The sequence below is a fragment of the Phytomonospora sp. NPDC050363 genome, from assembly GCF_040655735.1.
Lineage (GTDB): Bacteria > Actinomycetota > Actinomycetes > Mycobacteriales > Micromonosporaceae > Phytomonospora.
The window spans coordinates 60,113-85,126 of record NZ_JBFAKK010000017.1 but is presented as its reverse complement, the minus strand read 5'-3'; the positions used below and the strand labels follow the sequence as shown (position 1 = coordinate 85,126).

Annotated in this window: 22 protein-coding genes and 3 pseudogenes; 13 read left to right on the top strand and 12 right to left on the bottom strand. The window is 69.9% G+C overall.

Annotation, left to right across the window (positions count from 1 at the left end; translation table 11 throughout):
- Positions 1-677: 677 nt before the first annotated feature.
- Positions 678-2,261, bottom strand: a complete 1,584-nt coding sequence (locus AB0I28_RS34380) for an acyl-CoA carboxylase subunit beta (RefSeq protein WP_357499904.1) — start codon at positions 2,259-2,261, stop codon at positions 678-680.
- 16 nt (positions 2,262-2,277) lie between these two features.
- Complete coding sequence (locus AB0I28_RS34375) at positions 2,278-4,044, bottom strand: M48 family metallopeptidase (RefSeq protein WP_357499903.1); 1,767 nt, start codon at positions 4,042-4,044, stop codon at positions 2,278-2,280.
- Between the two features lie 67 nt (positions 4,045-4,111).
- Here AB0I28_RS34375 and AB0I28_RS34370 point away from each other — a divergent pair, with 67 nt between their 5' ends.
- The 4 genes from AB0I28_RS34370 (at position 4,112) to AB0I28_RS34355 (ending at position 7,120) form a co-directional block, all read left to right on the top strand.
- Positions 4,112-4,942, top strand: a complete 831-nt coding sequence (locus AB0I28_RS34370) for a biotin--[acetyl-CoA-carboxylase] ligase (protein ID WP_357499902.1) — start codon at positions 4,112-4,114, stop codon at positions 4,940-4,942.
- Between the two features lie 123 nt (positions 4,943-5,065).
- Positions 5,066-6,031 (top strand): helix-turn-helix domain-containing protein, encoded by a 966-nt coding sequence (locus AB0I28_RS34365; protein ID WP_357499901.1) that lies wholly within the window; start codon positions 5,066-5,068, stop codon positions 6,029-6,031.
- 86 nt (positions 6,032-6,117) lie between these two features.
- Entirely contained in the window at positions 6,118-6,666 is a 549-nt protein-coding gene (locus AB0I28_RS34360) for a PH domain-containing protein (protein WP_357499900.1), read from the top strand.
- A gap of 265 nt (positions 6,667-6,931) precedes the next feature.
- Positions 6,932-7,120 (top strand): hypothetical protein, encoded by a 189-nt coding sequence (locus AB0I28_RS34355; protein ID WP_357499899.1) that lies wholly within the window; start codon positions 6,932-6,934, stop codon positions 7,118-7,120.
- 48 nt (positions 7,121-7,168) lie between these two features.
- On the opposite strand, the gene AB0I28_RS34350 is transcribed toward AB0I28_RS34355, so the two are convergent.
- The 4 genes from AB0I28_RS34350 to AB0I28_RS34335 all read right to left on the bottom strand — a co-directional run bounded on the left by AB0I28_RS34350 (position 7,169) and on the right by AB0I28_RS34335 (position 11,285).
- On the bottom strand, positions 7,169-7,651 hold the full coding sequence (locus tag AB0I28_RS34350) for a MaoC/PaaZ C-terminal domain-containing protein (protein ID WP_357499898.1): 483 nt from the start codon (positions 7,649-7,651) through the stop codon (positions 7,169-7,171).
- 9 nt (positions 7,652-7,660) lie between these two features.
- The gene (locus AB0I28_RS34345; RefSeq protein ID WP_357499897.1) at positions 7,661-8,275 is read right to left on the bottom strand and encodes a GtrA family protein; all 615 of its coding nucleotides are present in this window, start codon (positions 8,273-8,275) and stop codon (positions 7,661-7,663) included.
- A gap of 146 nt (positions 8,276-8,421) precedes the next feature.
- Positions 8,422-8,865, bottom strand: coding sequence for a GtrA family protein (locus tag AB0I28_RS34340; RefSeq protein ID WP_357499896.1), 444 nt, complete (start codon positions 8,863-8,865; stop codon positions 8,422-8,424).
- On the bottom strand, positions 8,865-11,285 hold the full coding sequence (locus AB0I28_RS34335; RefSeq protein WP_357499895.1) for a sigma-70 family RNA polymerase sigma factor: 2,421 nt from the start codon (positions 11,283-11,285) through the stop codon (positions 8,865-8,867). Before AB0I28_RS34335 ends, AB0I28_RS34340 begins: the two co-directional genes overlap by 1 nt.
- A 345-nt stretch (positions 11,286-11,630) precedes the next feature.
- On the opposite strand from AB0I28_RS34335, the gene AB0I28_RS34330 reads away from it, so the two are divergent.
- The 7 genes from AB0I28_RS34330 (at position 11,631) to AB0I28_RS34300 (ending at position 18,045) form a co-directional block, all read left to right on the top strand.
- On the top strand, positions 11,631-12,533 hold the full coding sequence (locus tag AB0I28_RS34330; protein ID WP_357499894.1) for an Ig-like domain-containing protein: 903 nt from the start codon (positions 11,631-11,633) through the stop codon (positions 12,531-12,533).
- Between the two features lie 197 nt (positions 12,534-12,730).
- Positions 12,731-13,561, top strand: coding sequence for an Ig-like domain-containing protein (locus AB0I28_RS34325; protein WP_357499893.1), 831 nt, complete (start codon positions 12,731-12,733; stop codon positions 13,559-13,561).
- A 94-nt stretch (positions 13,562-13,655) separates the two neighbouring features.
- Entirely contained in the window at positions 13,656-14,807 is a 1,152-nt protein-coding gene (locus AB0I28_RS34320; protein ID WP_357499892.1) for a 5-(carboxyamino)imidazole ribonucleotide synthase, read from the top strand.
- A gap of 21 nt (positions 14,808-14,828) precedes the next feature.
- Positions 14,829-15,344: a 5-(carboxyamino)imidazole ribonucleotide mutase gene (gene purE / locus AB0I28_RS34315; protein ID WP_357499891.1), complete on the top strand. Its 516-nt coding sequence runs from the start codon at positions 14,829-14,831 to the stop codon at positions 15,342-15,344.
- Between the two features lie 96 nt (positions 15,345-15,440).
- The gene (locus tag AB0I28_RS34310; protein WP_357499890.1) at positions 15,441-15,653 is read left to right on the top strand and encodes a type II toxin-antitoxin system VapB family antitoxin; all 213 of its coding nucleotides are present in this window, start codon (positions 15,441-15,443) and stop codon (positions 15,651-15,653) included.
- 91 nt (positions 15,654-15,744) lie between these two features.
- A complete protein-coding gene (locus tag AB0I28_RS34305) occupies positions 15,745-16,902 on the top strand; it encodes a serine hydrolase domain-containing protein (RefSeq protein ID WP_357499889.1) in 1,158 nt (385 codons plus the stop codon).
- A gap of 345 nt (positions 16,903-17,247) precedes the next feature.
- On the top strand, positions 17,248-18,045 hold the full coding sequence (locus tag AB0I28_RS34300) for a hypothetical protein (protein ID WP_357499888.1): 798 nt from the start codon (positions 17,248-17,250) through the stop codon (positions 18,043-18,045).
- A 144-nt stretch (positions 18,046-18,189) separates the two neighbouring features.
- Here the strand turns inward: AB0I28_RS34300 and AB0I28_RS34295 are convergent.
- The 3 genes and pseudogenes from AB0I28_RS34295 to AB0I28_RS34285 form a co-directional block, all read right to left on the bottom strand.
- Positions 18,190-18,378, bottom strand: a pseudogene (locus AB0I28_RS34295) (helix-turn-helix transcriptional regulator); the annotation flags it as partial.
- Between the two features lie 386 nt (positions 18,379-18,764).
- The gene (locus AB0I28_RS34290; protein WP_357499887.1) at positions 18,765-18,929 is read right to left on the bottom strand and encodes a hypothetical protein; all 165 of its coding nucleotides are present in this window, start codon (positions 18,927-18,929) and stop codon (positions 18,765-18,767) included.
- A 1-nt stretch (position 18,930) separates the two neighbouring features.
- Positions 18,931-19,167: a hypothetical protein gene (locus AB0I28_RS34285; RefSeq protein ID WP_357499886.1), complete on the bottom strand. Its 237-nt coding sequence runs from the start codon at positions 19,165-19,167 to the stop codon at positions 18,931-18,933.
- A 146-nt stretch (positions 19,168-19,313) separates the two neighbouring features.
- On the opposite strand from AB0I28_RS34285, the gene AB0I28_RS34280 reads away from it, so the two are divergent.
- Both AB0I28_RS34280 and AB0I28_RS34275 read left to right on the top strand, forming a co-directional pair.
- Positions 19,314-20,093 (top strand): Scr1 family TA system antitoxin-like transcriptional regulator, encoded by a 780-nt coding sequence (locus AB0I28_RS34280; RefSeq protein ID WP_357499885.1) that lies wholly within the window; start codon positions 19,314-19,316, stop codon positions 20,091-20,093.
- Positions 20,094-20,267 carry a DUF397 domain-containing protein gene (locus AB0I28_RS34275; RefSeq protein WP_357499884.1) on the top strand — a complete coding sequence of 58 codons (174 nt, stop codon included), beginning with the start codon at positions 20,094-20,096 and terminating at the stop codon, positions 20,265-20,267.
- Between the two features lie 186 nt (positions 20,268-20,453).
- On the opposite strand, the pseudogene AB0I28_RS34270 reads toward AB0I28_RS34275, so the two are convergent.
- The 3 genes and pseudogenes from AB0I28_RS34270 to AB0I28_RS34260 all read right to left on the bottom strand — a co-directional run.
- A pseudogene (locus AB0I28_RS34270) lies at positions 20,454-21,206 on the bottom strand (succinate dehydrogenase/fumarate reductase iron-sulfur subunit); the annotation flags it as partial.
- A gap of 149 nt (positions 21,207-21,355) precedes the next feature.
- Positions 21,356-23,254 (bottom strand): annotated as a pseudogene (locus AB0I28_RS34265) (fumarate reductase/succinate dehydrogenase flavoprotein subunit); the annotation flags it as partial.
- A 13-nt stretch (positions 23,255-23,267) separates the two neighbouring features.
- On the bottom strand, positions 23,268-24,074 hold the full coding sequence (locus tag AB0I28_RS34260; protein ID WP_357499883.1) for a hypothetical protein: 807 nt from the start codon (positions 24,072-24,074) through the stop codon (positions 23,268-23,270).
- Between the last annotated feature and the right edge of the window lie 940 nt (positions 24,075-25,014).

Here is a 25,014-nt window from a genome sequence, read left to right as displayed (position 1 = left end):
TCGTCGAGCCGGCCGTCCGCCGGTGCGGCGGCGACGGCCGCGCTGACACTCGTGGGTGCGGGGTGCGGGGTGCGGGGTGCGGGGTGCGGGGTGCGGGGTGCGGGGTGCGGGGTGCGGGGTGCGGGGTGCGGGGTGCGGGGTGCGGGGTGGCAGAGCCGCGAAACCCAGAGCAGTGGAGCGAAGCGAGACGGGGCGAGTCAACGCGGAGCGTCGCTAGCGCCCGAGCCGCCGGACGCCGTCACCAGCCCGCCGTCACCAGCCCGCACCCTGCGCGCCCCCGCTCGCGAGCCACCACCGAAGCGCCCCACGCCTTCCACAGCACCCTCACCCCGCGCAGAGCCCCGCACCCCGCACCCCACCCACGCCGAACCGCCCCGCCCTGACCCCGCGCCCCGCCAACTCTGCCGCGTACGGCGCGGGGCCGCCAAAGCCGTCCCCCACCCCCCACGTCCGTCCCCCCACGTCCGTCTCCCCACGTCCGTCCCCCCACGAGACGGCGGAGGGGGCCACCGCGCCCAGCGGCAAGCGTGCGAAGCGCGCCCGCGGCGCAGCCGCCAACGAGCCAGCCGCCAACGAGCCAGCCGCCAACGAGCCAGCCGCCAACGAGCCAGCCGCCAACGAGCCCGCCACCAACGAGCCAGCCGCCAACGAGCCCGCCACCAACTAACCAGCCGCAACTACAACGGAATGTTTCCGTGCTTCTTCGGCGGCAGCGTCTCGCGCTTCGTCCTCAGCGCCCGCAGTCCCCGCACGATGTGCGCCCGCGTCGCCGAGGGCTCCACCACCGCGTCGACGTACCCGCGCTCGGCCGCCAGGTACGGGTTGCACAGGGCGTCTTCGTACTCGGTGATCAGCTCCGCTCGGCGGGCGTCGACGTCGTCGGCTTCGGCGAGTTCGCGGCGGTAGACGATGTTCACCGCGCCTTGGGCCCCCATGACGGCGATCTGTGCCGTCGGCCAGGCGAGGTTGAGGTCGGCGCCGAGGTGTTTGGAGCCCATGACGTCGTAGGCGCCGCCGTAGGCCTTGCGGGTGATGACGGTGACTTTGGGGACGGTGGCCTCGGCGTAGGCGTAGATGAGTTTCGCGCCGCGCCGGATGATGCCGTTCCACTCCTGGTCGGTGCCGGGGAGGAAGCCGGGGACGTCGACGAAGGTGAGCACGGGGATGTTGAAGGCGTCGCAGGTCCGCACGAAGCGGGCGGCCTTCTCGGAGGCGTCGATGTCGAGGCACCCGGCGAAGTGCATGGGCTGGTTGGCCACGACGCCGACCGAGCGCCCGTCGACGCGGCCGAAGCCGACGATGATGTTCTGCGCGAACAGCGGCTGCACTTCGCAGAACTCGCCGTCGTCGAGGACGGTCTCGATGACGGTGTGCATGTCGTAGGGCTGGTTGGCGGAGTCGGGGATGAGCGTGTCGAGCGCGAGGTCCTCGTCCGACCGCTCCAGCGTCGCGGAGGCGTCGAAGGCGGGGGCCTCGTCGAAGTTGTTGCTCGGCAGGAAGCTCAGCAGCTGCTTGACGTAGTCGACGGCGTCGTCCTCGTCGGCGGCGAGGTGGTGGGCGTTGCCGGAGGTCGCGTTGTGGGTGCGCGCGCCGCCGAGATCCTCCATGCCGACGTCCTCGCCGGTGACGGTCTTGATCACGTCGGGCCCGGTGATGAACATGTGCGAGGTCTTGTCGACCATCACGGTGAAGTCGGTGACGGCGGGGGAGTACACGGCGCCGCCGGCGCAGGGGCCCATGATCAGCGAGATCTGCGGGATGACGCCCGAGGCGCGCACGTTGCGGAAGAAGATCTCCCCGTACAGCCCGAGGGAGACCACGCCTTCCTGGATGCGGGCGCCGCCGGAGTCGTTGATGCCGATGATGGGGCAGCCGGTCTTGACGGCGAGGTCCATGACCTTGACGATCTTCTCGCCGAAGACCTGCCCGAGGGACCCGCCGAAGACGGTGAAGTCCTGCGCGAACACGCACACCTGGCGGCCGTCGATGGTCCCGTAGCCGGTGACGACGCCGTCGCCGTAGGGCCGGTTGGCCTCCATGCCGAAGTTCGTCGACCGGTGGCGGGCGAGCTCGTCGAGTTCGACGAAGGAGCCTTCGTCGAGGAGCATCGCGATGCGCTCGCGGGCGGTCTTCTTGCCGCGCGCGTGCTGCTTCTCGACCGCGCGTGCGCTGCCGGCGTGCGTGGCCGCGTCGAGGCGGGATCGCAGGTCGGCGAGTTTGCCCGCCGTGGTGTGCGTGTCGATCTTCGGCTGCTCGGTCACGCACGCGATCGTACTGTCACCGACCGATGCCGTATGCGGCGAGTCGTGTCCGCAGGAGGCGCGCGGGCTCACCGAAACGCATCGGCGCGTAGTGCTCGCCGAGGGTGTGGCGGGCGCCGTCGCGGGTCTCGAAGGTCAGCCGCAGCGGCTTGTCGTTCTCGACGTGTGCCGAGGTCCAGTGGGCGTAGGGGAGCCAGAGGGTCTCGTGACGGGTGTAGGTGAGCGGGCTGTTGCGGCCGACGAGTTCGCGCAGCCGCTGGTAGGGGCGGCCGGTCTCGGAGAGCCCTTTCGGGGGCTGGCGGCCCTCGAAGGGGATGAGCAGCAGGCCGTGCACGGTGACGGCCATGTCCCAGTCGGTGTCGCGGTAGGTGACGTCGGCGGCGAGGTCGTCGAAGCCGCCGGTGGGCGTCGGGTCGGTGACCGGCTCGCCGACGGCCGCCGACAGGCGCACGCCCTGCCGCATCAGTCGCAGCGCGCCGCCCCAGTGGTGGGCGTAGTAGAGCGCGTCGGAGTCGTAGGCGGCGCTCAGCACGATCGCGGCGAGCCCGTGCGAGGGGAACAGCGGCCCGGCGAGCTTGGCCAGCAGCGCCTCCCCGCGGCCGCGTTCGTAGTTCCACAGGACCGACGTCAGCGTCGGCGGGTTCACGCCGGTCTCGTTGGCGAGGAAGCGGTAGGCGTCCTCGGCGATCTCGCGCTGCACGGCCGCGTAGGAGCGGGTCGTGAACGCCGCCCATTCCACGCGCTCGCGGCCGTCGAGGTCGACGACCAGCCCGTCGCAGGCCTCCCACAGCGTTGCGGGCAGCAGGTCACGGGCCTCGCCCTCGTCGTCGACCGTCCCCTCGGCGGGAAGTCCGTCGAGGGCCTTGAGCCGGACCCCGAGGTGCGGGTGGGTGTCGAAGACGCCGGGCGGCTCGATCGGCAGGCCGGTCTCCAGCCGCGCCACGAACTCGCGGCGGTGGTCCCACATCTCCTGGAAGCCGGTGAGCACGCCCTTGGGGACGAGCCCGTGCGGCAGACCGTGGGAGACGTAGGCGCCCAGGTAGAAGTCCCAGCCCGCGCCGACGACCCGCAGCGCCCGCAGCGCCGCGCGCATCGCGTCGGCGCCCGCGATCCCCGCCGCCGCCCGGTCGGCCTCCAGCTCCTGCCGCCGCGACACCGCCGTCGCCACCAGCCCGAACACCACCGCGTACGGCACCAGCGGCCACGCCAGCGGGTTCCACCACTGTCGGCGCAGGCGCTCGCCGACCCGGCCGATCGCCAGCTGCGCGCGGTGGGTCACCGGCCCCAGCCGCGTGTGATGCCCGACGTAGTGCCCGCACTCGTGCGCCACGATCGCCCGCAGCTCCCCGCGCGGCAGCGCCGACAGGAACGGCAGCCCGATCATCAGGTGCCTCGTTCCCGGCAGCAACCCCAGCAGCCCGCCGACCTCGCACACCCAGGCGTTGACGTCCTCGTCGAGGTGGATCTCGTCGGGCGGCCGCGTCCCCGCCAGCCGGGCGGTCTCCTCGACGAACTCCCACAGCTCCGGCGCCTCCCCGCGTCCCAGCGGCCGCCCGCCCGGCTCGAAGGGCACCTTCCGCAGCGAGGCCAGCAGCCCGCCGAGCACCCCGAAGGCGACGACCCCGCACCCCACCGTCACCGGCAGCGAGAGCACCACCCCGAACGAGCGCACCGCCCACAACGCGAGCAGGCCGATGCCCACCGCCCAGGCCAGGGCGTAGACGTAGAACCCGGCGAGTAAACCGAGCGCGATCGCGGCCCTGACGGCCGTCCCCCGTGACATCCAACGACGCTAAACCCTGCCGGGGTGTTCCCGCACTCGGCGAAACGGGGGGTGATGAGATAGCCCCATGCCGACACCCGGACGCGAACCCCTCGACGAGACCACCCTGCGCGCCGCCGTCCTGTCCGGCGGCATGTGGACCGGCCTGCGCGTCCTGGCCGAGACCGGCTCCACCAACGCCGACCTCGCCGACCTCGCCCGCGAAGGCGCCGCCGAGGGCATGGTCGTCACCGCCGACCGGCAGGCCGCCGGCCGCGGCAGGCTCGGCCGGGGCTGGACGTCCCCGTCGGGCGCGGGCATCGCCGTCAGCGTCCTGCTGCGCCCGACCGTGCCGACGTTCCGCTTCGGGTGGCTGCCGCTGCTGGCCGGCGTCGCCCTCGTCGACACCGTCCGCGAGGTCGCCGGGGCCGAGGCCTGGCTCAAGTGGCCCAACGACCTCCTCGCCGGCCCCGAACGCCGCAAGAGCGCCGGCATCCTCGCCGAGTTCGTCCCCGACAGCCGCCAGCCCCCCGCCGTGGTCCTCGGCGTCGGCCTCAACGTGTCGCTGACCGCCGCCGAACTGCCCCGCGCCGACGCGAGCTCCCTCGCCCTGGCCGGCGCGCGCAACACCGACCGCGCCGAGATCCTCGCCGGACTCCTCGCGCGCCTCGAAGACCGCTACCGCGCCTGGACCGCCGCCGACGGCGACCCCGAGGCGTGCGGACTGGCCCCCGACTACCGCGCCGCCTGCGCCACCCTGGGCGCCGATGTCCGCGCCGAACTCCCCGACGGCGGCGAACTCCTCGGCCGCGCCACGACCGTCGACGCCGACGGGCGCCTCGTCATCGACCACCCCGCAGGGCCCACCGCCGTCGCCGCGGCGGACGTCGTCCACCTCCGCCCCACAGTGGACAGGTAACGACTGTGTATCGGCTGCAACGATTACCACCGGATTATCGTGATCCTTTTTGGAATGTTCCTAGACCCGAGTTGCGACCCCGGCGGGTAGTACGGTTGGCTCCCGGGCATACGGGGAGGTGCCGTGGCGGAAGAGTGGAACGGTCAGCGTTCACTGCAGACGATCGGCCTGGCGGCCGAGGAGGAGCGCGCCTACCGCGCCCTGATGAACCTCGGGCGCACCGACGCCGCGACCCTCGCCACCGTCCTCGACATCGACGACGGTGAGGCCGGCGCCCTCCTGCTGACCCTCACCGACCGCGGCCTGGCGCGCATGCACGCCGACGACGCCTTCACCGCCGTCCCTCCCGACGCCGCTCTCGGCGGCCTGCTCGCCGACCGCTTCGAAGCGCTTCGACACGGCTACGACGCCCTCCACGGCCTCGTCAGCGCCTACCGCGACGCCCAGCGCCGCTTCGGCGGCGACGAAGCCGAGACCATCACCGGCGAAGTCGCCCTGCGCTCCCGCATAGACCAGATGCAGCGCCGCTCGATGCGCCAGATGCGCGCCTTCATCCGCACCCCCCGCGTCACCGCCCGCTCCGACCTCACCATCCACGACGAGGCGCTCGCCCGCGGCGTCCGCTACCGCATGGTCTACGAGAAGGCCATGCTCGACCTCCCCGGCCAGGTCGACCGCATCCGCGACCTCACCGCCAGAGGCGAGGAGGTCCGCTTCGCCGCCGCCGTCCCCCTGAAGATCATCATCGCCGACGACGACGCCGCCATCATCGCCGAACCCGGCACCCAGCCCGTCGCCCTGGCCACCGAGCACCCCGCCCTCGTCGCGCTCGCCGCCGCCCTCTTCGAGCAGGTCTGGTCCGACGCCGTCCCCGCGCCCCAGTCGGACGAGGGCGCGCCCTTCAGCTCCGAGGAGGACCGCATGCTGCTCTCCCTGCTGCTGGCCGGCCTCACCGACCAGACGATCGCCGCCCGCCTCGGCGTCGGGCTGCGCACCGTCCAGCGCCGCGTTCGCGACCTCATGGACGTCGCCGGCGTCGACACCCGCATCCAGCTGGGCTGGCAGGCCGCCCGCCGCGGGTGGGTTTAGGGCGGATTCACCCGGACGCTCGACACTCGCTCCCACGCTCGCGGTTCGGCTTGAGGGCCTGGTTTCGGCACGGTACGTTGCCAAGCATGGGCTTCCCGAACAACCTTCTCCAGGACGACGAGGAACTGATCCTCCACACGCATCCGCATTGGAAAGAACTGTTCATGCCGATCGTGTGGTTCGTGGTGATCGCGGCGTTCGGGACGGTGGGGTTGCTCGCGCTGCCCGACTCCTGGGGTGCCGTCGGGCAGGCCGTGGGCTGGGGTCTGATCGCCGTGCTGATGCTCTGGCTGGTCGTCACGCCCTACGTCACCTGGGCCACCACCCATTACGTCTTCACGACCCACCGCGTCCTGCTGCGCACGGGCGTGGTCACCCGCCGGGGCCGCGACATCCCGCTGGGCCGCATCAACGATGTCTCCTTCGAGCAGGGCGTCATCGAGCGCATGTTCCGCTTCGGGACGCTGGTGGTGGAGTCGGCCGGTGAGCGCGGGCAGCAGGTGCTCAAGGACATGCCGCAGGTGGAGAACGCGCAGTCGACGCTGTACCGCCTGGTGGAGGAGGACCACGACCGGCGCATGGGCGCCGGCGACGACGAGCCGCCGCTGGCCACGCAGCCGCCGATGCGCGGCTGAGACGGACGATCACCGAACGCGTCGCGGGTTCCCGCGGCGCGTTTCGCCGTGCGGCCGCGGAACACGCGGCATTTCGGCGGCGGCGAGTGAGATGCGCTGATCGTGCCGAGGGCTGCCGCCGGGCCGCAAGATCTTTATTTTGATCCACTTGACGTGCGCGAACACCTGTTCCGTATGCGGTCGGCTATGCGGTCCGATGTAGACGATGATCTTAGGCTTCCGCTCGTCCTTTCCGTCCATAGGACAGCTCACTCAAGGAGAACCAATGAAGCTGCTCAGCCGTGTCGGCGACGCCCTGGTCGCCCGTCTGGCCCCGAAGGCCACCGCCGAGGCCGCGCCTTGCGAGGTCCGCCGCAGCAAGTGCGTCGGTGCCACCCTGTACTACTGCTACTACGACAACTGCAACGGCGGCCGCCTGCTCGGCTGCTACAGCCAGGGCCCGCAGTGCGCGTAACACCGCACTCGTGACACGGCGCCGTCGGAGCTCTCCGGCGGCGTTTTTCTATGCCCCGGTGCCCTCGCGCATGCCGAACCATCCGCGAAAGCGCGTACGGAGCACCTGCCGGCCGCTCTCGACGTTGGTGAGCGATCCCGCCAGCGTCAGGGTCCCCAGACCCGGCCGGGCCCGCGAAGGGCCGCGGTCGACGATCTCGACGCTGCCGGCGAGCTCGTCACCGGCGTAGACGGGGGCGGGCCAGCGCAGCTCCTCGACGCCGGGGGAGGCGTCGGCGGCGGCGTGGACGAGGACGTTGTCGACGTATGCGCGCATGAAGATCGAGGCGGTGAACCAGCCGCTGGCCGTCACCGCGCCGAAGGGCCCGTCCGCGGCCAGTTCGGCGTCGAGGTGGTACCACTGCGGGTCGAAGCGTTCGGCGAAGGCGAGCATGTCCTCTTCGGAGACCACGGTGATGCCGAGGTCGAAGACGCGGCCCGGGTGCAGGTCCTCGTAGTACCAGAGCGGCTCGTTGCCCGACAGCGGCGGCATGCCGGGACGTTATCGCAGGCGCTGGGAGCTGGACGTGTCGGTCTGCGCGTCGGCGAGGATGTCGGCGAAGGCGTCGTCGACGGCCTCGGCGGCCTCGGGCGTGACCGGCCCGCCGGGGGCGACCATGGTCGCGCCGGCCGGAGCGGGCGAGACGGGGGTGGGGTCTTCGAGGACGGCGGCGTTGGGGCCGCTCTTGGTGGCGCCGAACACGAAGGTGCGGTAGGCCCAGAAGCGGAAGATGGTGCCGATGCCGAGCGCGCCGAGCTTGAAGATGTTGTAGGCCAGGACGTCGCGCTTGGGGTCGAAGCCGAGCCCGTAGGTCGCCACGCCCATGAAGCCGGCGTCGATGAGCATGCCGACGCCGTTGAAGAACGCGAAGAGGATGTATTCGCGCCGCAGGGCCTGCTTGGGCAGGTGGCGGTAGGTCCAGTGCCGGTTGAGGAAGTACGAGGCCGTGGTCGCGACCACGGTGGAGATGACGGTCGCCTTGATGGCGCCGATCCCGAGGAATGCGTTGAACACCACGAAGGTGATGACGGTGTTGACGCCGCCGATCAAACCGAATTTGACGATCTCCTCGGCAAGAGATCGCCACTTTGGGGGCAGCTTTTCAAGCAAACGCACCCGGCTACGATACGCGCATTGGCTGATGAGTTGCTGACAAGCGCTCTCATGAGCGAGGGAAGTCACCGACGGAGGCCGTATCGGCGCTGGTCGCGGTGATGCGGCCCCCGGGCGAGTGTTAGGCGAATGTGATCCGGGCCGCGTGTTCACACGTTCTGGAACACCCACCGACGATAGGCGTGGAAACGGAAGAGGGTGCCAAGGCCCACTCCGACGAGGTTGGCGGCGATGTTGGCCGCCAGCGGCCCGCCGAACACGCCGGGCCACTCGGCGGCGAGCAGGTGGTTGACGCCGAGGCAGGTCAGCGAGATGCCCAGCCCGATGGCGTTGAACAGGAAGTAGAGCCCGTACTCGCGGCGCAGGCCGGAGCGGACCCGGTCCCGCCAGGTCCAGTAGCGGTTGCCCACGAAGGCCAGTGAGGCGGCGATCACCGTGGAGAGGCACTTGGCGCCCAGGTCGGGCCAGTCGAGGACGAGAATGCCGAGGTTGAACACGGCGACGTCGATGGCGTAGGCGGTCATCCCGACGGTGCCGAACTTCCCGAACTCGCCCGCGAGCGCGCGACCACGCCCGCGCGGCGCATCGGTCATCAGGCGGCCGTCGCGATGACGCCGATGTCGAGCGGGTCCCAGCCCGTGGTGATCCTCAGCGTGTCGTTCGAGGGCGAGGTGTCGACCTTGTGGACGGCGGCGTCGACGCCGAAGGTGTGGTCCTCGCCGGAACCGGCGGCCTGGCTGTGGCCGAGGTTGCCGTTCTCGCCGACGGTCGCCGAGCCGAGTGCCGCGCAGTCGCCGCCGAGGCTGCGGTCGCCGTCCCAGAGCACGAACCCGACGGTGACGGGCCCGCTGTGCTCGACCTGGAGGTCGAGGGTGGTGCCGTGGCGCGGCTGCGCGAGGCCCTCGTAGACACCGACCTCGTTGTCGGCGCCGCTGTCGTAGGCGACGACGAGGCTCCAGCCGGCGTACTCGGTGACGCCGTCGGGGAGCAGGCCGGCGTCGACGGAGACCTTCCAGTTGCCGGCGCGGATCAGGTCGGTCACCTCGGCGACGGCCTGCGTCACGGCCCGCTCGTAGCCGCTGTACACGCGGTCGGGGGAGAGCTCTCGGCTGCCGCCGGGCCCCGACAGGTGCACGTTACGGGGAACGCTGGTGCCCGAGGAGGTCCAGTACAGGCCCGCCCAGGTCACGTCGGCGCCCGAGGGGAGGCTCAGTTCGGCGGAACTGACCGCGACGTCGGGGTCGGAGCCGACATACGGCGTCATCCGGCGCGTGTGGTTGTCCAGCATCGGGCCCTTGAGGCAGTGCGGCTGCTTCTTGCAGGTCAGGAGGGTGTCGCCGACCACCGCTATGCCGGTCGCCTTCACGCTGGCGTAGGCGGTGTTCATGCCCTTGGGCGCGATCGCGATGCGCAGCCTCGCCTCGCCCTGCCGGTCGGCGGTGTCGACGGTGACCTTGACGCTCTGGAAACCGCTGACCTGCTTGGGGATGTCGAGCTTGAGGCGGGCGGTGCTGCTGGCGCCGGCCTTGAGCTTCGGGCGCGTGCAGGTGATCCGGTGCGTCGAGCCCTCCTCGCGACCGTCCACACAGGACCAGCCGTCGCCGGCGCTCCTCTCCTTCAGCGTGACGCCTCTGGGCACCGAGGCGACCAGCACGACGTCGTCGGGCGCCGCCCGCTCGGTGAAGGTCCCCACGCCGCCGCCCTGCCCGCCGCCCTCGGGGGCGACGCCGACCGACGCGCGTTCGGGTGAGCGGACGGTGATCGGCAGCGTCCCGGAGTTCCCGGCGACCAGGTCGTTGCCGATCTCGGGGGTGTAGATCGCGAAGTCCTTCGCCGGATCGCTCGGTCGCGGTGTCGGCGACGGTGCGGTCGGCGGCGGGTTCGACGGGGGCCTGGTCGGGTCGTCGGGCGGGACCCCGGGCGGGTCCTCGGGCGGATCGGCCGGGTCCGCGGGATCGTCGGGAGGGGGCGCCGGCGCGTTGTTCGCCGGCGGGTCGGCCACCGGCGGCGGAGGCGGCCCCTCGTTGGCGACCAGGATCAGCGCGACGACCACGGCGACCGCCGCGACGCCACCGCCGACCGCGGCGCCCTTGCCGCCGACGTGCTGCGCGACCTGCCGGACCTTGTCGCCGCCCCGCAGGATCCACGTCCAGGCGCCCGTGAACAGGCCACCGAGACCCGCGCCGGCCGCGACGGCCTTGACTCCCGCGCCCAGATAAGGGATCGCGGCCGCGCCCAGGACGAGCGGCGCGATCAGCTTCGGGATCGACTGGTTGAGCTCGCCGAGTTCGGCGAACAGCAGCTTGCAGGGCGCGCAGTCCTCAAGGTGGTGGTCGACCTTCTCCGAGTCGCGCGGCGAGAGCCCGGCGCGCACGCGCGCGCCGAGGCGGTCGGCGGTCCACTGGCAGTCGGCGTCGGCGGTGTCCTTGGCGTGCTCCTGGAGGAAGGCCTGGCGCAGGCGCTCGCGGGCACGGTAGGCCAGCGCGGACACGCCGTTGGGGCTCAGGCCGAGCAGGACCGCGACCTGCTTGGGGGTCTCCTTCTCGATCTCGGTGTGCCACAGGACGACCTGCCAGCGTTCCGGGAGGCGCTTGAAGGCGCGGGCGGCGTAGCTGCGCTCCATGCCCGCCACGGCCGGGTCCTCGAACGACTCGCCGCGGTCGTGGCGGGTCATGTCGTCGGTGAACTCGATCTTCTTGTCCCGCTTGGTGCGGTCGTAGAAGGTGTGCCGCAGGGTGGTGAGCAGGTAGGCCCGGAAGGCGAGGTCGGGCCCGCGCCCGTTGCGCATGGTCGTGAGGACCTTGGCGAAGGTCTCCGAGACGAGGTCGTCGGCCTCGGCGCCGTCGCGGGCGAGGATGCGGGCGAGGCGGTTGGCCGCGCCGACGTGGCGCGCGTACAGCTCGCCGTACGCCGTGGTGTCACCGCCGCGGGTGGCGGTGATGAGATCGGCGTCGCTGACGGAGTTGTCGGCGTCGGCCGGCGGCTCGCCGTCAGAGTGCGGTGGGGGCGCCATCGGCGTGGTGTCTCTCGCTGGTTCGGATTCGGTTTCGGCCGGGAGGATGTGACTGTGGGTCGCACACCTGTCACCAGGCCATCACAGACTAGGGGACATTGCGGTCGTGTGCGGGCGACGACGCGCATTCTCGACAGTCAGCTAGGCGACTATCATCGTCCGTTCGGTCCCTATTGGACAGATTAGTGGCCGAAACGTTATGTGTTGACGGGGCTCACATCGGACCATTATCAGCCGAATCGTTGCGGTTTCAATGGATTCGCGAGGTGGCCGAGGGTTGATCGCCTCCCATATCCTCGCCCTGATAGTCGACAGTCGACTTATCGGGGACGGAGGAACCGGTAAATGAAGAATCTCGCGCCGCGCACGGCGCGGCTGGCCGGGGCCGGTGCGGCTGCTTTTGTTCTTGTTCTCGCGGCTCCCGCGATGGCTTCGGCCGATGTCTCGACCCAGGCTGTGCCCGAGTGCGACACCACCAATCTCCAGTGGCCCGTCGCGACGGCGGACGTCAACGTCGAGTGCCGTGACCTGGACGGCGACGATCTCACCATCGTCGAGGTGACGCGCCTGAGCGGTCTCGGTTCGGCCGCGATCGTCGGCGACACCGTCGTGATCACCGGAATCCCGGACACCGAGACCGGTGTGGCGGAGTTCCAGGCGCTCGTGTCGGACGGCGATGAGAACGAAGAGCCGAGCGTATGGCCCATCAATCTCAGGTACAAGGCCGAAGAGCCCGATGACCCGAACGCCAACCCTGACTCGTTCTCGGTGAAGGCCGGAGCGACGAAGACCGGCAACGTCCGGGACAACGACGGCTCCGAGGACTCGCCCGCCGGTGACTGGGACGTGGTTCTCGACGCCAAGCCCGGCAAGGGCTCGCTGACGCTCAACGCGAACGGTTCGTTCACCTACAAGGCGAACGCCGGCACGTCGGGCAAGGACACCTTCACGTACCACCTCGTCAAGGGTGACAAGAAGACCAACGTCGCCACGGTCAGCATCTCCATCACCGCCACCGGCGGTGGCGGCGGCGACGATGGCGACGATGACGACAACAACAACGGCGGTGGCGACAACACCGGCGACAACAACAACGGCGATGACACCGCCGCCAAGAACGACAAGGACAAGCTGGCCAAGACCGGCATGTCCCTGACGAGTGTCGCCGTCACCGGCGCGGGCGCCCTCGGTGCCGGTGCCGTGGCGCTGTGGTTCTCGCGTCGCCGCAAGGAGACGGGCGAGATCTAAGCGAATCTCCCACTCGACGGGCACGACCCGAGGATCCGGATCGCCGAAAGGCGATCCGGATCTTTTCCTATGCATGATCAATTGTCGAAGATCGATTCCGGTGGCGGAGAAATGGCGCAACCCGCGGCGATTATGAGACGTGTTCACCCCACAGTGGACTGCGCAGCGGACTGCCCAACGGGGAGGAATGCCCGAACATGACTCGTACATCCCGCAACACCGTCAGAGCCCTCGGCGTGGCCGCGGCGGCCTTCGCACTGGCGCTGGCGGCGCCCGCGATGGCCTCGGCCGACGACGAAGAGAACCAGGCGCCGAACTGCCCCATCTCGGATGACATCACCTTCACCGGCGCGGCCCTGACCTTCCAGGTCGGCGACCACTGCACGGACGATGACGGCGACGAACTCACCATCACCGCCGTCTCGCAGGTCAACGGCGACGGTTCGGTCGAGGCCGCCGACGACGGCAAGTCGCTGACCTTCACCGGCACCGACAACCCCGACGGCAACGCGACCTTCGAGGCCACCGTCACCGACGGCAAGCCGGACAGCACCACCCAGTGGAAGTTCGTCATCGACTACGACCTCCCCTTCGAACTCGTCGCCACTGACGACGCGTTCACCGGCACCGAGGACAAGCCCGTCACCGGCAACGTCAGGAGCAACGACAAGCCCGCCGACCGCGGCGCCGTCGAGCTGGTCTCCGAGCCGACCCACGGCAAGCTCGTCTTCGACTCCAAGACCGGCGCCTTCACGTACACGCCGGACAAGGACTGGAGCGGCACCGACACCTTCACCTACGAGCTCGTCATCGGCAAGCTCTCCGACAGCGCCAAGGTGACCATCAAGATCTCGCCGGAAGGCGGCGCGGGAGCGCCCCCGACCAGCACGAGCCCGACCCCGAGCAAGACCAAGGGCCCGCTGGCCAAGACCGGCGCCGACCTGGCGACCCTGGGCCTCGTGGGCGGTGGCGTCCTCGCCGCCGGCTTCGGCGCCCTCCTGATCGCCCGCCGCCGCCGCGAGGCGTAGGCAGCACCCCCGCCGCACCCCCGGTGTAAGCAACCCTTCAATCGAGGCCCGCCCCCGCTCAGCCCGGGTGCGGGCCTCGTTACGCTTCACCGCGATGGACCAGCACACGCAACTCCCCAAGGTCGGCATGGTCGGCGGCGGACAACTCGCTCGCATGACCCACCAGGCCGCGATCGCGCTCGGCCAGTCCCTGCGCGTCCTCGCCGAGTCGCCCACCGACGGCGCCGCCCTCGTGGCCGCCGACGTGCAGATCGGCTCCCACACCGACCTCGACGCCCTGCGCGCCTTCGCCAAGGACTGCGACGTGGTCACCTTCGACCACGAGCACGTCCCCGGCGACCACATCCGCGCCCTCGTCGCCGACGGCGTCAACGTCCAGCCCTCCGCCGAGGCGCTGATCTACGCGCAGGACAAGCACGCCATGCGCGAGCGCCTCACCGAACTCGGCGCGCCCGTCCCGCGCTGGGCGCCCATCGCGTCCCTCGCCGACGTGGAGGCCTTCGGCTTCCCGTGCGTGCTGAAGGCCGTGCGCGGCGGCTACGACGGCAAAGGCGTGTGGATCGTCGGCAGCGCCGAGGAGGCCGCCGACGTCGTCGGCAGCGGAGTCCCGCTCATCGCCGAGGAGAAGGTCGAGCTGGCGCGCGAGCTGTCGGCCGTCGTGGCGCGCTCGCCGTTCGGGCAGGTCGCGGCCTACCCGGTCGTGGAGACCGTGCAGCGCGACGGGATCTGCGTCGAGGTGATCGCCCCGGCGCCGGACCTCTCGGAGGAGCTGGGTTCGCAGGCGCAGCGGCTGGCGATCTCGCTGGCCGGCGAGCTGGGCGTGACCGGCGTGATGGCCGTCGAGCTGTTCGAGACCACCGACGGGCGGATCCTCGTCAACGAACTGGCGATGCGCCCCCACAACAGCGGCCACTGGACCATCGAGGGCGCGCGGACCTCGCAGTTCGAGCAGCACCTGCGCGGGGTCCTCGACTACCCGATGGGCGCCACCGAACTGACCGCGCGCTGGGTCGTCATGGCCAACGTCCTCGGCGGCGAGCCCGGCGGCATGCGCATCGACGAGCGGCTGCACCACCTCTTCGCCGCCGACCCGGGCGCGAAGGTCCACCTTTACGGCAAAGCGGTGCGGCCCGGCCGCAAGATCGGGCACGTGACGGTCCTCGGCGACGACCTCGCCGACGCCCGCGCCCGCGCCGAGGCCGCGGCGACGTGGTTGCGCGACGGGGTCGGCCACATCGAGCACTGAAGTGCTGGAATCATCGGGGACATGACGAACTACGCGCAACCCCTGGTCGGGATCATCATGGGCAGTGACTCCGACTGGCCGACGATGAAGCCCGCCGCCGACGTGCTCGACGAGTTCGGGATCAGCCACGAGGTCCGCGTCGTCTCCGCCCACCGCACCCCGCACGGCATGCTCGCCTACGCCGACTCCGCCACCGATCGCGGCATGCGCGTGATCATCGCCGGCGCCGGCGGTGCCGCCCACCTGCCGGGCATGGTCGCCTCGGCGACCACGCTGCCGGTCATCGGCGTGCCCGTTCCGCTGAAGTACCTCGACGGGATGGACTCGCTCATGTCGATCGTCCAGATGCCCGCCGGGATCCCGGTGGCCACCATGGCGATCGGCGGCGCGAAGAACGCGGGGATCCTGGCCGCCAGGATCCTGGCGGTGGCCGACGAGAAGCTCACGGCCACGCTGCGCGACTACCAGGTCGGGCTGGAGCGGATGGTGTCGGAGAAGGACGCGGTGCTGCGCCACTCGCTGAAGAAGAAGGAGTAGGCGCCCACCCCGCGCCCAACACCACGTATCCTCACCGCTACCGGTGGTCATCGCGGCTCGCACCGACCCGCCGGCCGGGGTCCGAGGAGGCGGTCGATGGCTCGGGTACGCATAGACCTCGACGAGGAACTGCTCGCCGAGGCCGCGAGGGCGCTGGGGACCGGCACGCCGTCGGAGACGGTCGACGCCGCATTGCGCGAGGTGCTGGCCCATCGGTGGCGGGCGCTGGCGCTCGTGGGCTTTCGCGAACGCGACCGCTTCGACGTCCTGGTGGACCGGCAGAACGCACCGCCGGGGTCGAGGGGGTAGTGCCCGCGTCCGGCGGACGTGAGGTTTTCCGCAACGAAGCTCCGGTTCATCCGCAATGGCGGCCACCGCCGGGATCCGTAGCTTTCGGGGCATGACGAGAAGACGAGTCCTCACCACCGCCCTGACCCTCACCGCGCTCGCCGGGCTGGGGGTGTTCGCGGTCGACGCGAACGCTTCGACCACCCCGGCCCCGGCGACCGATTCCGCGCTGTCGGCCCCGTCGACCATCCCCGGCGCCGACCTTCAGCAGCGCCTTGACGCCCTTGTGGACGGTGAAGCGGCCTCGGCCGCGCTGTTTCGCGTCGACGTCGGCCGCGAGCACTGGTCGGGTGCGGCGGGGGTGGCCGAGCTCGGTGGGTCGGAGCCGGCCGATCGGCGGGGGCATTTCCGGATCGGCAGTGTCACCAAGACTTTCGCGGCCACGGTCGTGTTGCAGCTCGTCGACGAGGGTCTGCTGGGATTGGACGACTTCGTCGAGGAGCACCTGCCAGGGGTGGTGCCCAACGGATCGGCGATCACCGTGCGGCACGTTCTCAACCACGGCAGCGGCCTGCACGACTACATGAGCGAGCCCGGCTACTCGACGAACCGCTGGCGCGGCGACGCGCGTTTCGACTCCTATGAGCCGCGGGAACTCCTGGACGTGGCCTTCGCGCACGGCCCGGACTTCGAGGTCCCGGGCTCGCAGTGGCACTACTCGAACACGAACTACATCGTCGCGGCGATGCTGATCGAGCGGCTGACCGGAGAGTCCTTCGCCGACGAGGTCGAAGACCGCGTCCTGCGCCCGGCGCGGATGCGCGACACCGTCGTTCCCGGCGAGGATCCGGGTCTGCCCGAGCCGCACGCGCATGGGTACACCACTGTGGACGGTGTGCTGGTCGATGCGACCGAGCAGAACCCTTCGCTCGACTGGGCGGCCGGCGAGATGATCTCGACGACGGCCGACCTCAACCGCTTCTTCACGGCGCTGCTGTCGGGGAGGTTGACGAGCCGGGAGTCGCTGCGAGAGATGCGCCAGACCGTGGCGACGGGGACGCCGCTGTTCGAGTACGGCCTCGGCTTGCAGGAGTACCCGCTGCCGTGCGGGAAGTCGGCGTTCGGGCACGGGGGGCAGCTGCTGGGGTACTTGACCTACAGCCTGCGCACCGACGACGGCCGGGTCGCGACCTTGAGCTACAACCCTTACCTGCGTGGGGCAACGCAGGACGAGATCGTGGGGATCCTCGCCGGGGCGCTGTGCCCGTAGCCGGGGCTGTCTCAGGGTGGCTCTAGAGTCGGGCGGCATGTCGGTGTTTTCAACGATTCGGGCCGCCCGGATCCCTTCCGGGGCGGTCATCGACGACTTCGATGTCGTCCACCACGACGGGCGCACGAAGGTCGTGTGCGTCGACTCCCGCAGTGACGTGCACGTGTGGGATCCGGCGGCCGGCGAGTGGCGGGAGCATCCGCCGGCCAAACCGTTTCGCGCGGGCGACGGCATGGACTTCATTGAGATCGTCGCGATCGCGGCCGTCGTCCACGACGGCCGCGTCGTCATCGGCGGGGGGCGCAGCATCAGCCCTTCGCCTTGTGGGATTTGGAGAGCGGACGGGTGCTTGCGCACGCGCGGCTCGAACACGCCGGCGTCGGCCAAGCCATCGGTGGAATCGTCGACGGGCGTCCGGTGCTCATCGCGGGGGACAGCAGTGTTCCGCCGAGGCTGCGGGTGTGGGATCCGGCGGGTGGGGATGAGGCGGAGCCGGCGGAGTTCTACGCGGGTTTCGAGTCGACCAGCGACATCGCCGCCGGGGAGCTGGGCGGTGAGCCGGTGGTGGTCTGGGGCCGGTACGACGGGACGGTGTCCATCGTGGACCCGAACGGGGATCGGGCGGTGCGGGAGATGTACCACCCGGGGATCAGGGTCTTCGGTGTGGCGCTGGCCACTGTGGATGGTCGGGAGGTGATCGTCGCCGGTGGGGACGACCGCGTGGTGGTCGGGGATCCGGTGACGGAGGAATGGCGGGGTGGCCCCGACGACTTCATCGGGGACGACATCGGGGGCGATGCTGAGGGCGACGGCGGGGACGACGGTGACGACGAGGACGAGCCCGACTTCGACCGTGTCGGGATCCGGTGTCTCGACGCGGGCCTGGTGGACGGCAGGCCCGTCGCGGTGACCGGTGCCGCCGACGGTGCGGTGCGGGTGTGGGACCTGGGTGCGTTGAAGGTCGTCGCCGAAGGTGAGCACGGCGATGAGGTGAGCGCGGTGCGGGTGACCGAGTTGGAGGGGCGGGCGGTCGCGATCACGGGTGGCCGCAACGGTTTCGTGCGGGTGTGGGCGCTCGACGGTGTCCTCGGTGATGTCGCGGGCGGGCTGATCGGTGACGATTCGGGGGTCGCACCGGTCTGATCTGTGGGATCGGCAGGTCGCTTTTTGGTCACGGGCGCGTCTCCGGGAGGGGACGCGCCCGTGATTTCGGGGTGTGCGGGGGCGGGATAGTCGCGGGGATCACGGTGGTTCAAAGGGGATCGTTGTCGTGCCGAGACCTGGTGTTCACGTGATGAGGCCGATCCGAAACGCGATCGCCACAGAGTGCGCGCGGTCGCGGGCGCCGACTTTCTTGAACATGCGGCGGGCGTGGGTTTTGACGGTGTCCTCGGCGATGGAGAGGTCGCGGGCGATGGCGGCGTTGGACTTGCCTTCCGACATGCCGCGCAGGACCTGGAGTTCGCGGATCGAGAGGCGCAGGCGGGCGCGGTGGTGTTGCTGGGTTTCGGTGAGGGCGAGGTCGGCGTCGGGGCCGGGGATGGGGTAGAGGGAAGGGCCGCCGCCGGTGTCGCGGAGGTCGATGCCGAGGTTGACGCCGAGGGAGGTGGCGACGGCGAGGAGGACGCGGAGGCTTTCGCGGAGTTCCGTGGGGCGGCGGTCGCGGGCGGCTTCGCGGGCGAGGCAGCCGGAGGCGATGCCGGCCGCGCGCCAGGCGGCGGTCGGGGTGGACATGTTGGGGAGTGCGAGGGGGATAGGGGCAGGGGTGGGCGCGGCGGGGGCGGGTGCGGAGGTGGGTGCGGAGAAGACGACGCCGATGGTGGGCTTGGGGGCGGCGCTGGTGTCGCCGATCGGGAGCGGGCTCATGATCGGGCCTCCCGCTGGAGTTCGCGCATGTCGCGGAGGGTGCGGTCGGCCATGCGGGCGGCGGGGCACGGGTGGGGGCGGCGACAGTCGGCGCAGATGCCGCCGCCGGGTTCTTCGACGTGGGCGGCGGCGATCTTCGCCCAGTCCACTACGAGGGCCATGTCAGGACTCCTTCTGTTCGTTGGTGTTGCCGTCGGCTGAGTCGGGCGAGTCGGTTGAGTCGGGTAGGCCGGGGAGCACCCACGCGAGGCGGCCGGCGAGGGTCGCGGCGGTGGCGGTGAGGGTTGCGCCGCAGGCGATCCAGAAGGGGCCCTCGTCGACGCTGCTGAACCACGTCAGCCCGACCAGGGCTCCCGCCACGCAGGCGCAGAGGGCAGTGTCGATCCAACGGGTCAGCATGGTGGTCCCCACCTCGATGAATGACCGGTGGTAATCGCACCGGTACACAAGGGACGTTAGATCGCCGCGTTGCCGGTGACAATGCCAAACGTGCATTGAGTAAGAGTGGCGTTGCGCCCCGTGGCAGTCGATGCCACACTGTGGACATGGCGATCACGTTCACGAGGCGTCAGTTGGGGCGTCGCCTGCGCAGGCTTCGGGGCCGGCGCGGGCTCAGAGAAGTAGAGGCGACGGGGATCGTGGGCTCGACGAGAACCATCCGGCGGTTGGAGGCCGGACAGTCCGTGAGCCTCACTTTTCCCGCCATCGGACGGCTCGCCGAGTACTACGGCGCCCCGGCAGAGCTGTGCGCCGAGCTGGAGAACATGTTCAAGGCCGCCGACCGTCCCTGGGGCGACCGGTACGGCGAGAGCGTTATCAAGGGCTTCCCGCTGTTCATCGAGTTGGAGTACATGGCTTCGGAGCTTCGAATCTTCGAACCGAACCTCGTGACCGGGCTGCTCCAAACCGAGGAGTACGCACGCGAACTGCACCGCCGCAACGAGATCGACGCGGCGACGGTGCAGGCGAGGATGGAGATCTGGGAGCGCAGGCTCGGCACGTTCTGGTCCCGCGAGCCTCGCCCGGTGGTGAAGGTTCTCATGGGGGAGTGGGCGCTTCCTGGACTCGGCGGCGCGGATCAGTTGGCGCGCTTGCGGTCGCCGGACGCCGAGGTCAGAGTGCTGAGCACGGCCGGTGCGCCGCATCCGCTCCTCCGGGGCCCGTTCATGATCCTGCGGTTTCCCGAGGACACGGATGAGCCCGATTGCGTGTACACCGAAGGGTTGGAGGGCAGTCGGTACGACGAGGTCGCCGAGACCGCCGCGATCTACCATCGGGTGTTCGAGCAGTCATTCGATCGAGGACTACCGATAGAGGAGTTCTAGGTGGGCGTCTCCCCGTGGAAGAAGTCCAGTCGCAGCCAGAGCGGCGGAGCTTGCGTTGAAGCGAGGGCCAACCTCGGCCGTTTCCAGGTTCGTGACTCCAAGCTCGCCGAAAGCCCGGTTCTCACCCTCACCGCTGCTGACTGGGTGGGTTTCCTCGCCATCGTGAAGCGCTGAAGTCCTTCCCCCGCAACGAAAGAGCGCCCCACCGGTCTCCGGTGGGGCGCTCTTTCGTGCTCATCGTTCGTGTCGGGTTCCGACCCGGCCGGAGCTCAAGCAGTCTCAGGCAGCCTCAAGCCTCAAGCCTCAAGCCTCAAGCCTCAAGCCCAAAGCAGCCCCGAGCGGCTACTTCGCGCCTGACTCCAGCTGATCCCGGCGGAAGATCTTCCTGCCGAGCCACGTCAACGGGTCGTACTTCCTGTCCACAACGCGCTCCTTCATGGGGATGATCGCGTTGTCGGTGATCTTGATGTGCTCGGGGCACACCTCGGTGCAGCACTTCGTGATGTTGCAGAACCCGAGCCCCTGCTCCTCCTTCGCGAATTCCTTGCGGTCATCGCGCGCGTCGAGGGGATGCATGTCGAGCTCGGCGGCCCGGATGAACAACCGGGGACCCGCGAAGGCCTCCTTGTTCTCCTCGTGGTCGCGGATCACGTGACACACGTTCTGGCACATGAAGCACTCGATGCACTTGCGGAACTCCTGCGAACGCTCCACATCGACCTGCTGCATCCGGTACTCACCGGGCTTCAGGTCCGCGGGCGGCGTGAACGCCGGGATCTCCCGAGCCTTCTCGTAGTTGTACGAGACATCCGTGACCAGATCCTTCATGACCGGGAAGGTCCGGACCGGCGTCACGGTAATGGTCTGCTCGTCACCGAAGGTGTTCATCCGCGTCATGCACAGCAGACCCGGCTTGCCGTTGATCTCGGCCGAACAAGACCCGCACTTGCCGGCCTTGCAGTTCCACCGCACGGCCAGATCCGGCGCCTGCGTCGCCTGCAACCGGTGGATGATGTCGAGAACGACCTCACCCTCGTTGACCTCGACGTCGTAGTCGGTCAGCTGACCGCCCTCGTCGTCACCCCGCCACACGCGGAAGTGTCGAGTAGTCATTACTTCTCACCGTCCTTCGAGCCGTCTGCGGGGTCGACTGCCGTGGCGCCTGAGGGGGCGGCCGTCGTGCTGTCCGAGGCGCTGCCGTCCGTGGCGTCGCCACCCGACACCGTGGCTTCCGGAGAGACGGCGTCCGTGGCGTTGTCCGCGTCGAACACCGCCAGCTCCTCCTCGGTCAGGTACTTCGCCAGCTCCGAACGCTCGAAGAGGCTCAGCAGCTCGTTCGGCATGGTCGGCACCGGCTGGCGCCGCAGCGCCACACCGTCGCCCTGCGTGGAGCAGATCAGGTTCACCTTGCGCCAGGCCGGATCCATCTTCCCGTGATCGTCGCGGGTGTGCCCGCCACGGCTCTCGGTCCGCTCCAGCGCCGCCTTCGCGACCGCCTCGCTGCACAGCAGCATGTTCTGCAGGTCGAGCGCCAGGTGCCAGCCCGGGTTGTACTTGCGGCCACCGGCCACGCGCACGTTCGCCAGCCGCTTCTTGAACTCGCCGATCTTCACCAGCGCGTCCTCCAGCTCATCCGCGCGGCGGATGATGCCCACCAGGTCGTGCATGACCTGCTGGAGCTCGTACTGGACCGTGTAAGGGTTCTCGCCGTCCGCCGCCTCGTCCGGCGTGTCGACCAGCGGCGTCAGCGCCCGGTCGAGAGCCTTGTCCAAAGCCTCCTGCGAGACCTGCGGACGCGCCTCACCGAGCCGGTCGACGTGCAGCGCGGCGTACTCGCCGGCGCGCTTGCCGAACACCAGCAGGTCGGACAGCGAGTTGCCGCCCAGCCGGTTCGAGCCGTGCATTCCGCCCGAGACCTCACCGGCGGCGAACAGGCCCGTCACGGCCGACTCCGTCGTGTCCGGGTCGACCTCGACACCGCCCATGACGTAGTGACACGTCGGGCCGACCTCCATCGGCACCTTCGTGATGTCGACGTCGGCCAGTTCCTTGAACTGGTGGTGCATCGAGGGCAGGCGCTTGATGATCTCCTCGGGCTTCATGCGCGTGGAGACGTCGAGGAACACGCCGCCGTGCTCGGTGCCGCGACCGGCCTTCACCTCGGAGTTGATGGCCCGGGCGACCTCGTCACGCGGGAGCAGCTCCGGCGGGCGCTTGTTGTTGTCCGGGTCGGTGTACCAGCGGTCGCCCTCCTCCTCGGTCGTGGCGTACTGCGCCTTGAAGACCTCGGGGATGTAGTCGAACATGAACCGCTTGCCCTCGGAGTTGCGCAGAACCCCGCCGTCACCGCGAACCGACTCGGTGACCAGCAGGCCCTTCACCGAAAGCGGCCACACCATCCCGGTCGGGTGGAACTGCAGGAACTCCATGTTCACCAGGTTCGCGCCCGCGCGCATCGCCAGCGCGTGCCCGTCGCCGGTGTACTCCCACGAGTTCGAGGTGACCTTGAAGGACTTGCCGACACCGCCGGTCGCCAGGATCACCGAAGGCGCCTCGAACAGCAGGAACTCGCCGTTCTCGCGCCGGTAACCGAAGGAACCGGCGATCTTGTCGCCGTCCAGGATCAGGTCGGTGATCGTCGTCTCGGCGAAGACGGCCAGGCGGGCGTCGTAGTCGCCGAACTCCGCGAAGTCCTCCTGCTGAAGGGAGACGATCTTCTGCTGGAGCGTGCGGATCAGTTCGAGACCGGTGCGGTCGCCGACGTGCGCCAGACGGGGGTACTCGTGACCACCGAAGTTGCGCTGGCTGATCTTGCCGTCCTTGGTGCGGTCGAACAGGGCGCCGTAGGTCTCCAGCTCCCAGATGCGGTCCGGCGCCTCCTTGGCGTGCAGCTCCGCCATCCGGTAGTGGTTGAGGAACTTCCCGCCGCGGATCGTGTCGCGGTAGTGGACCTGCCAGTTGTCGTTGGAGTTCACGTTCCCCATCGCGGCGGCCGCGCCGCCCTCGGCCATGACCGTGTGGGCCTTGCCGAACAGGGACTTCGAGATGATCGCGGTCTTCTTACCGGCCATGCGCGCCTCGATCGCGGCCCGCAGCCCGGCACCGCCGGCGCCGATGACGACCACGTCGAAGGAGAGGCGGGTGATGTCTTTGTCAGGCATGTTGGACAGTCCCCTAGTTGAAGATCCGCAGATCGGTCATACCCGCGGCGACCGCCCAGACGTAAGCGTCGGCGGCCACCACGGAGAACATCGACAACCAGGCGAAGAGCTGGTGGCGCTTGTTCAGCTTCCCGACCTGCGTCCACAGCCAGTAGCGGACGGGGTGCTTCGAGAAGTGCGTCAGCCGGCCGCCGACGATGTTGCGGCACGAGTGGCAGCCGAGCGTGTAGGCCCAGATGAGGACCACGTTGATCCACAGGATCACCGTGCCCAGCCCGATGCCGAAGCCGCCGTCCTTGCCGTGGAAGGAAAGGAAGGCGTCGTAGGTGAGGACCGCGCCGACCAGGATGGCGGCGTAGAAGAAGTAGCGGTGGACGTTTTGGACCAGCAGCGGGAACTTCGTCTCACCCGTGTACTTCTTGTGGCCGTCGGGAACCGCGCACGCGGGCGGCGACAGCCAGAAGGAGCGGTAGTACGACTTGCGGTAGTAGTAGCAGGTCGCGCGGAAACCGCCGGGCAGCGCCAGAATGATCATCGCCGGGCTCATCCACGACGGCAGCTGCGGGAACGGGGAGCCGAGGAAGTGGCTCGAACCCGGCACGCAACTGTCGGCCAGACAAGGGGAATAGAAAGGCGCGAGGTAGTGGAACTCGTCGACCCAGTAGTAGTCGTCGACGAAGATGCGCACCGTCGCGTAGACCAGGAAGCCCGCCAGGCCCAGGAATGTCAACAGTGGAGTAAGCCACCATCGATCGGTCCGCAGAGTTCGCTCGGCGATCGCTGCCCGCGGACGTGGCGGCGTCGCTGCCGTTGTTGTCATCCTTCGTACGCTCCCTGAGCGGTTCGTGCGAGCCAGGCACCGTGTCGTCGTGAATCGCGGTGTGTCGCGATACGGAAACGACATAGTTCGCATGCCGGTGCACACGTTACGCCGAGGCTCTATCTACAGATGCGCTAGGCAGCATAGTCAGGGGTGACGTGGGGCACTCGCGCTCGCCCCGGGAAAGTGCCGGGGGGTCACAGGCGTTAGCGCTGGGTAAGGGGAACCTAAGTGGAGGGTGGGGGTGTCCACTGAGGTGGGTGTTCGGGTGGGGAGGAGGGGCGGGGAGGCGGGGCGGGGTGGAGTGAGGTTGCGGGCGGCGGGCTGGGGTGGAGAGGCGGAACGTGCTGGGCTGGAGGCTGGACGCCAAGCGCGGCCGGGCGAGGCGGCTCGCCGCCGAGGCGGCCGGCTGCCGAAGGCGAAGGCGCGCCAAGCGGAGCGGCCCCCCACCCCGCGAAGCGAGGCGGCAGGCAGGGAGACAGGCGGAGAACGCGCACCACGGCCCGCACCTTCGGCGTAGGACCGGGTCCAGGGACGGAGTTCCTGGCGGGGTTTGGGGCGGAGCCCCAGCAGGGTCCAGGGACGGAGTCCTTGGCAGGGTCCGGGACGGAGTCCCGGCGGGGGTGCTGGGGGCGGAGCCACCCAGCCGGTTTTGAGGTGAGGAACCCGAGACGACCGCGCCCCGCCGAGAACCCGCCACCCGCCACCCCGAACCCGAGGGAAACGGAAACGAGCGAGCGGCAGCCCTCGGTAGCCGCCCCTCGCGCCGGTGGTGCCGGCAGGGGCGGCCCGGCCTTCGGTGCGCGGGTGGCCGGGCCGGTGGTTGGGGACGGCCGACGCTGGGTGGCTGGAGAGGGCTTGCGGCTGGTTGCCGAGAGGCGCCGGGCTGGTGGGCCGCTCGGCTGGCGGGCTGACGGGTCGCCGCGCCGCTCGGCTTGCG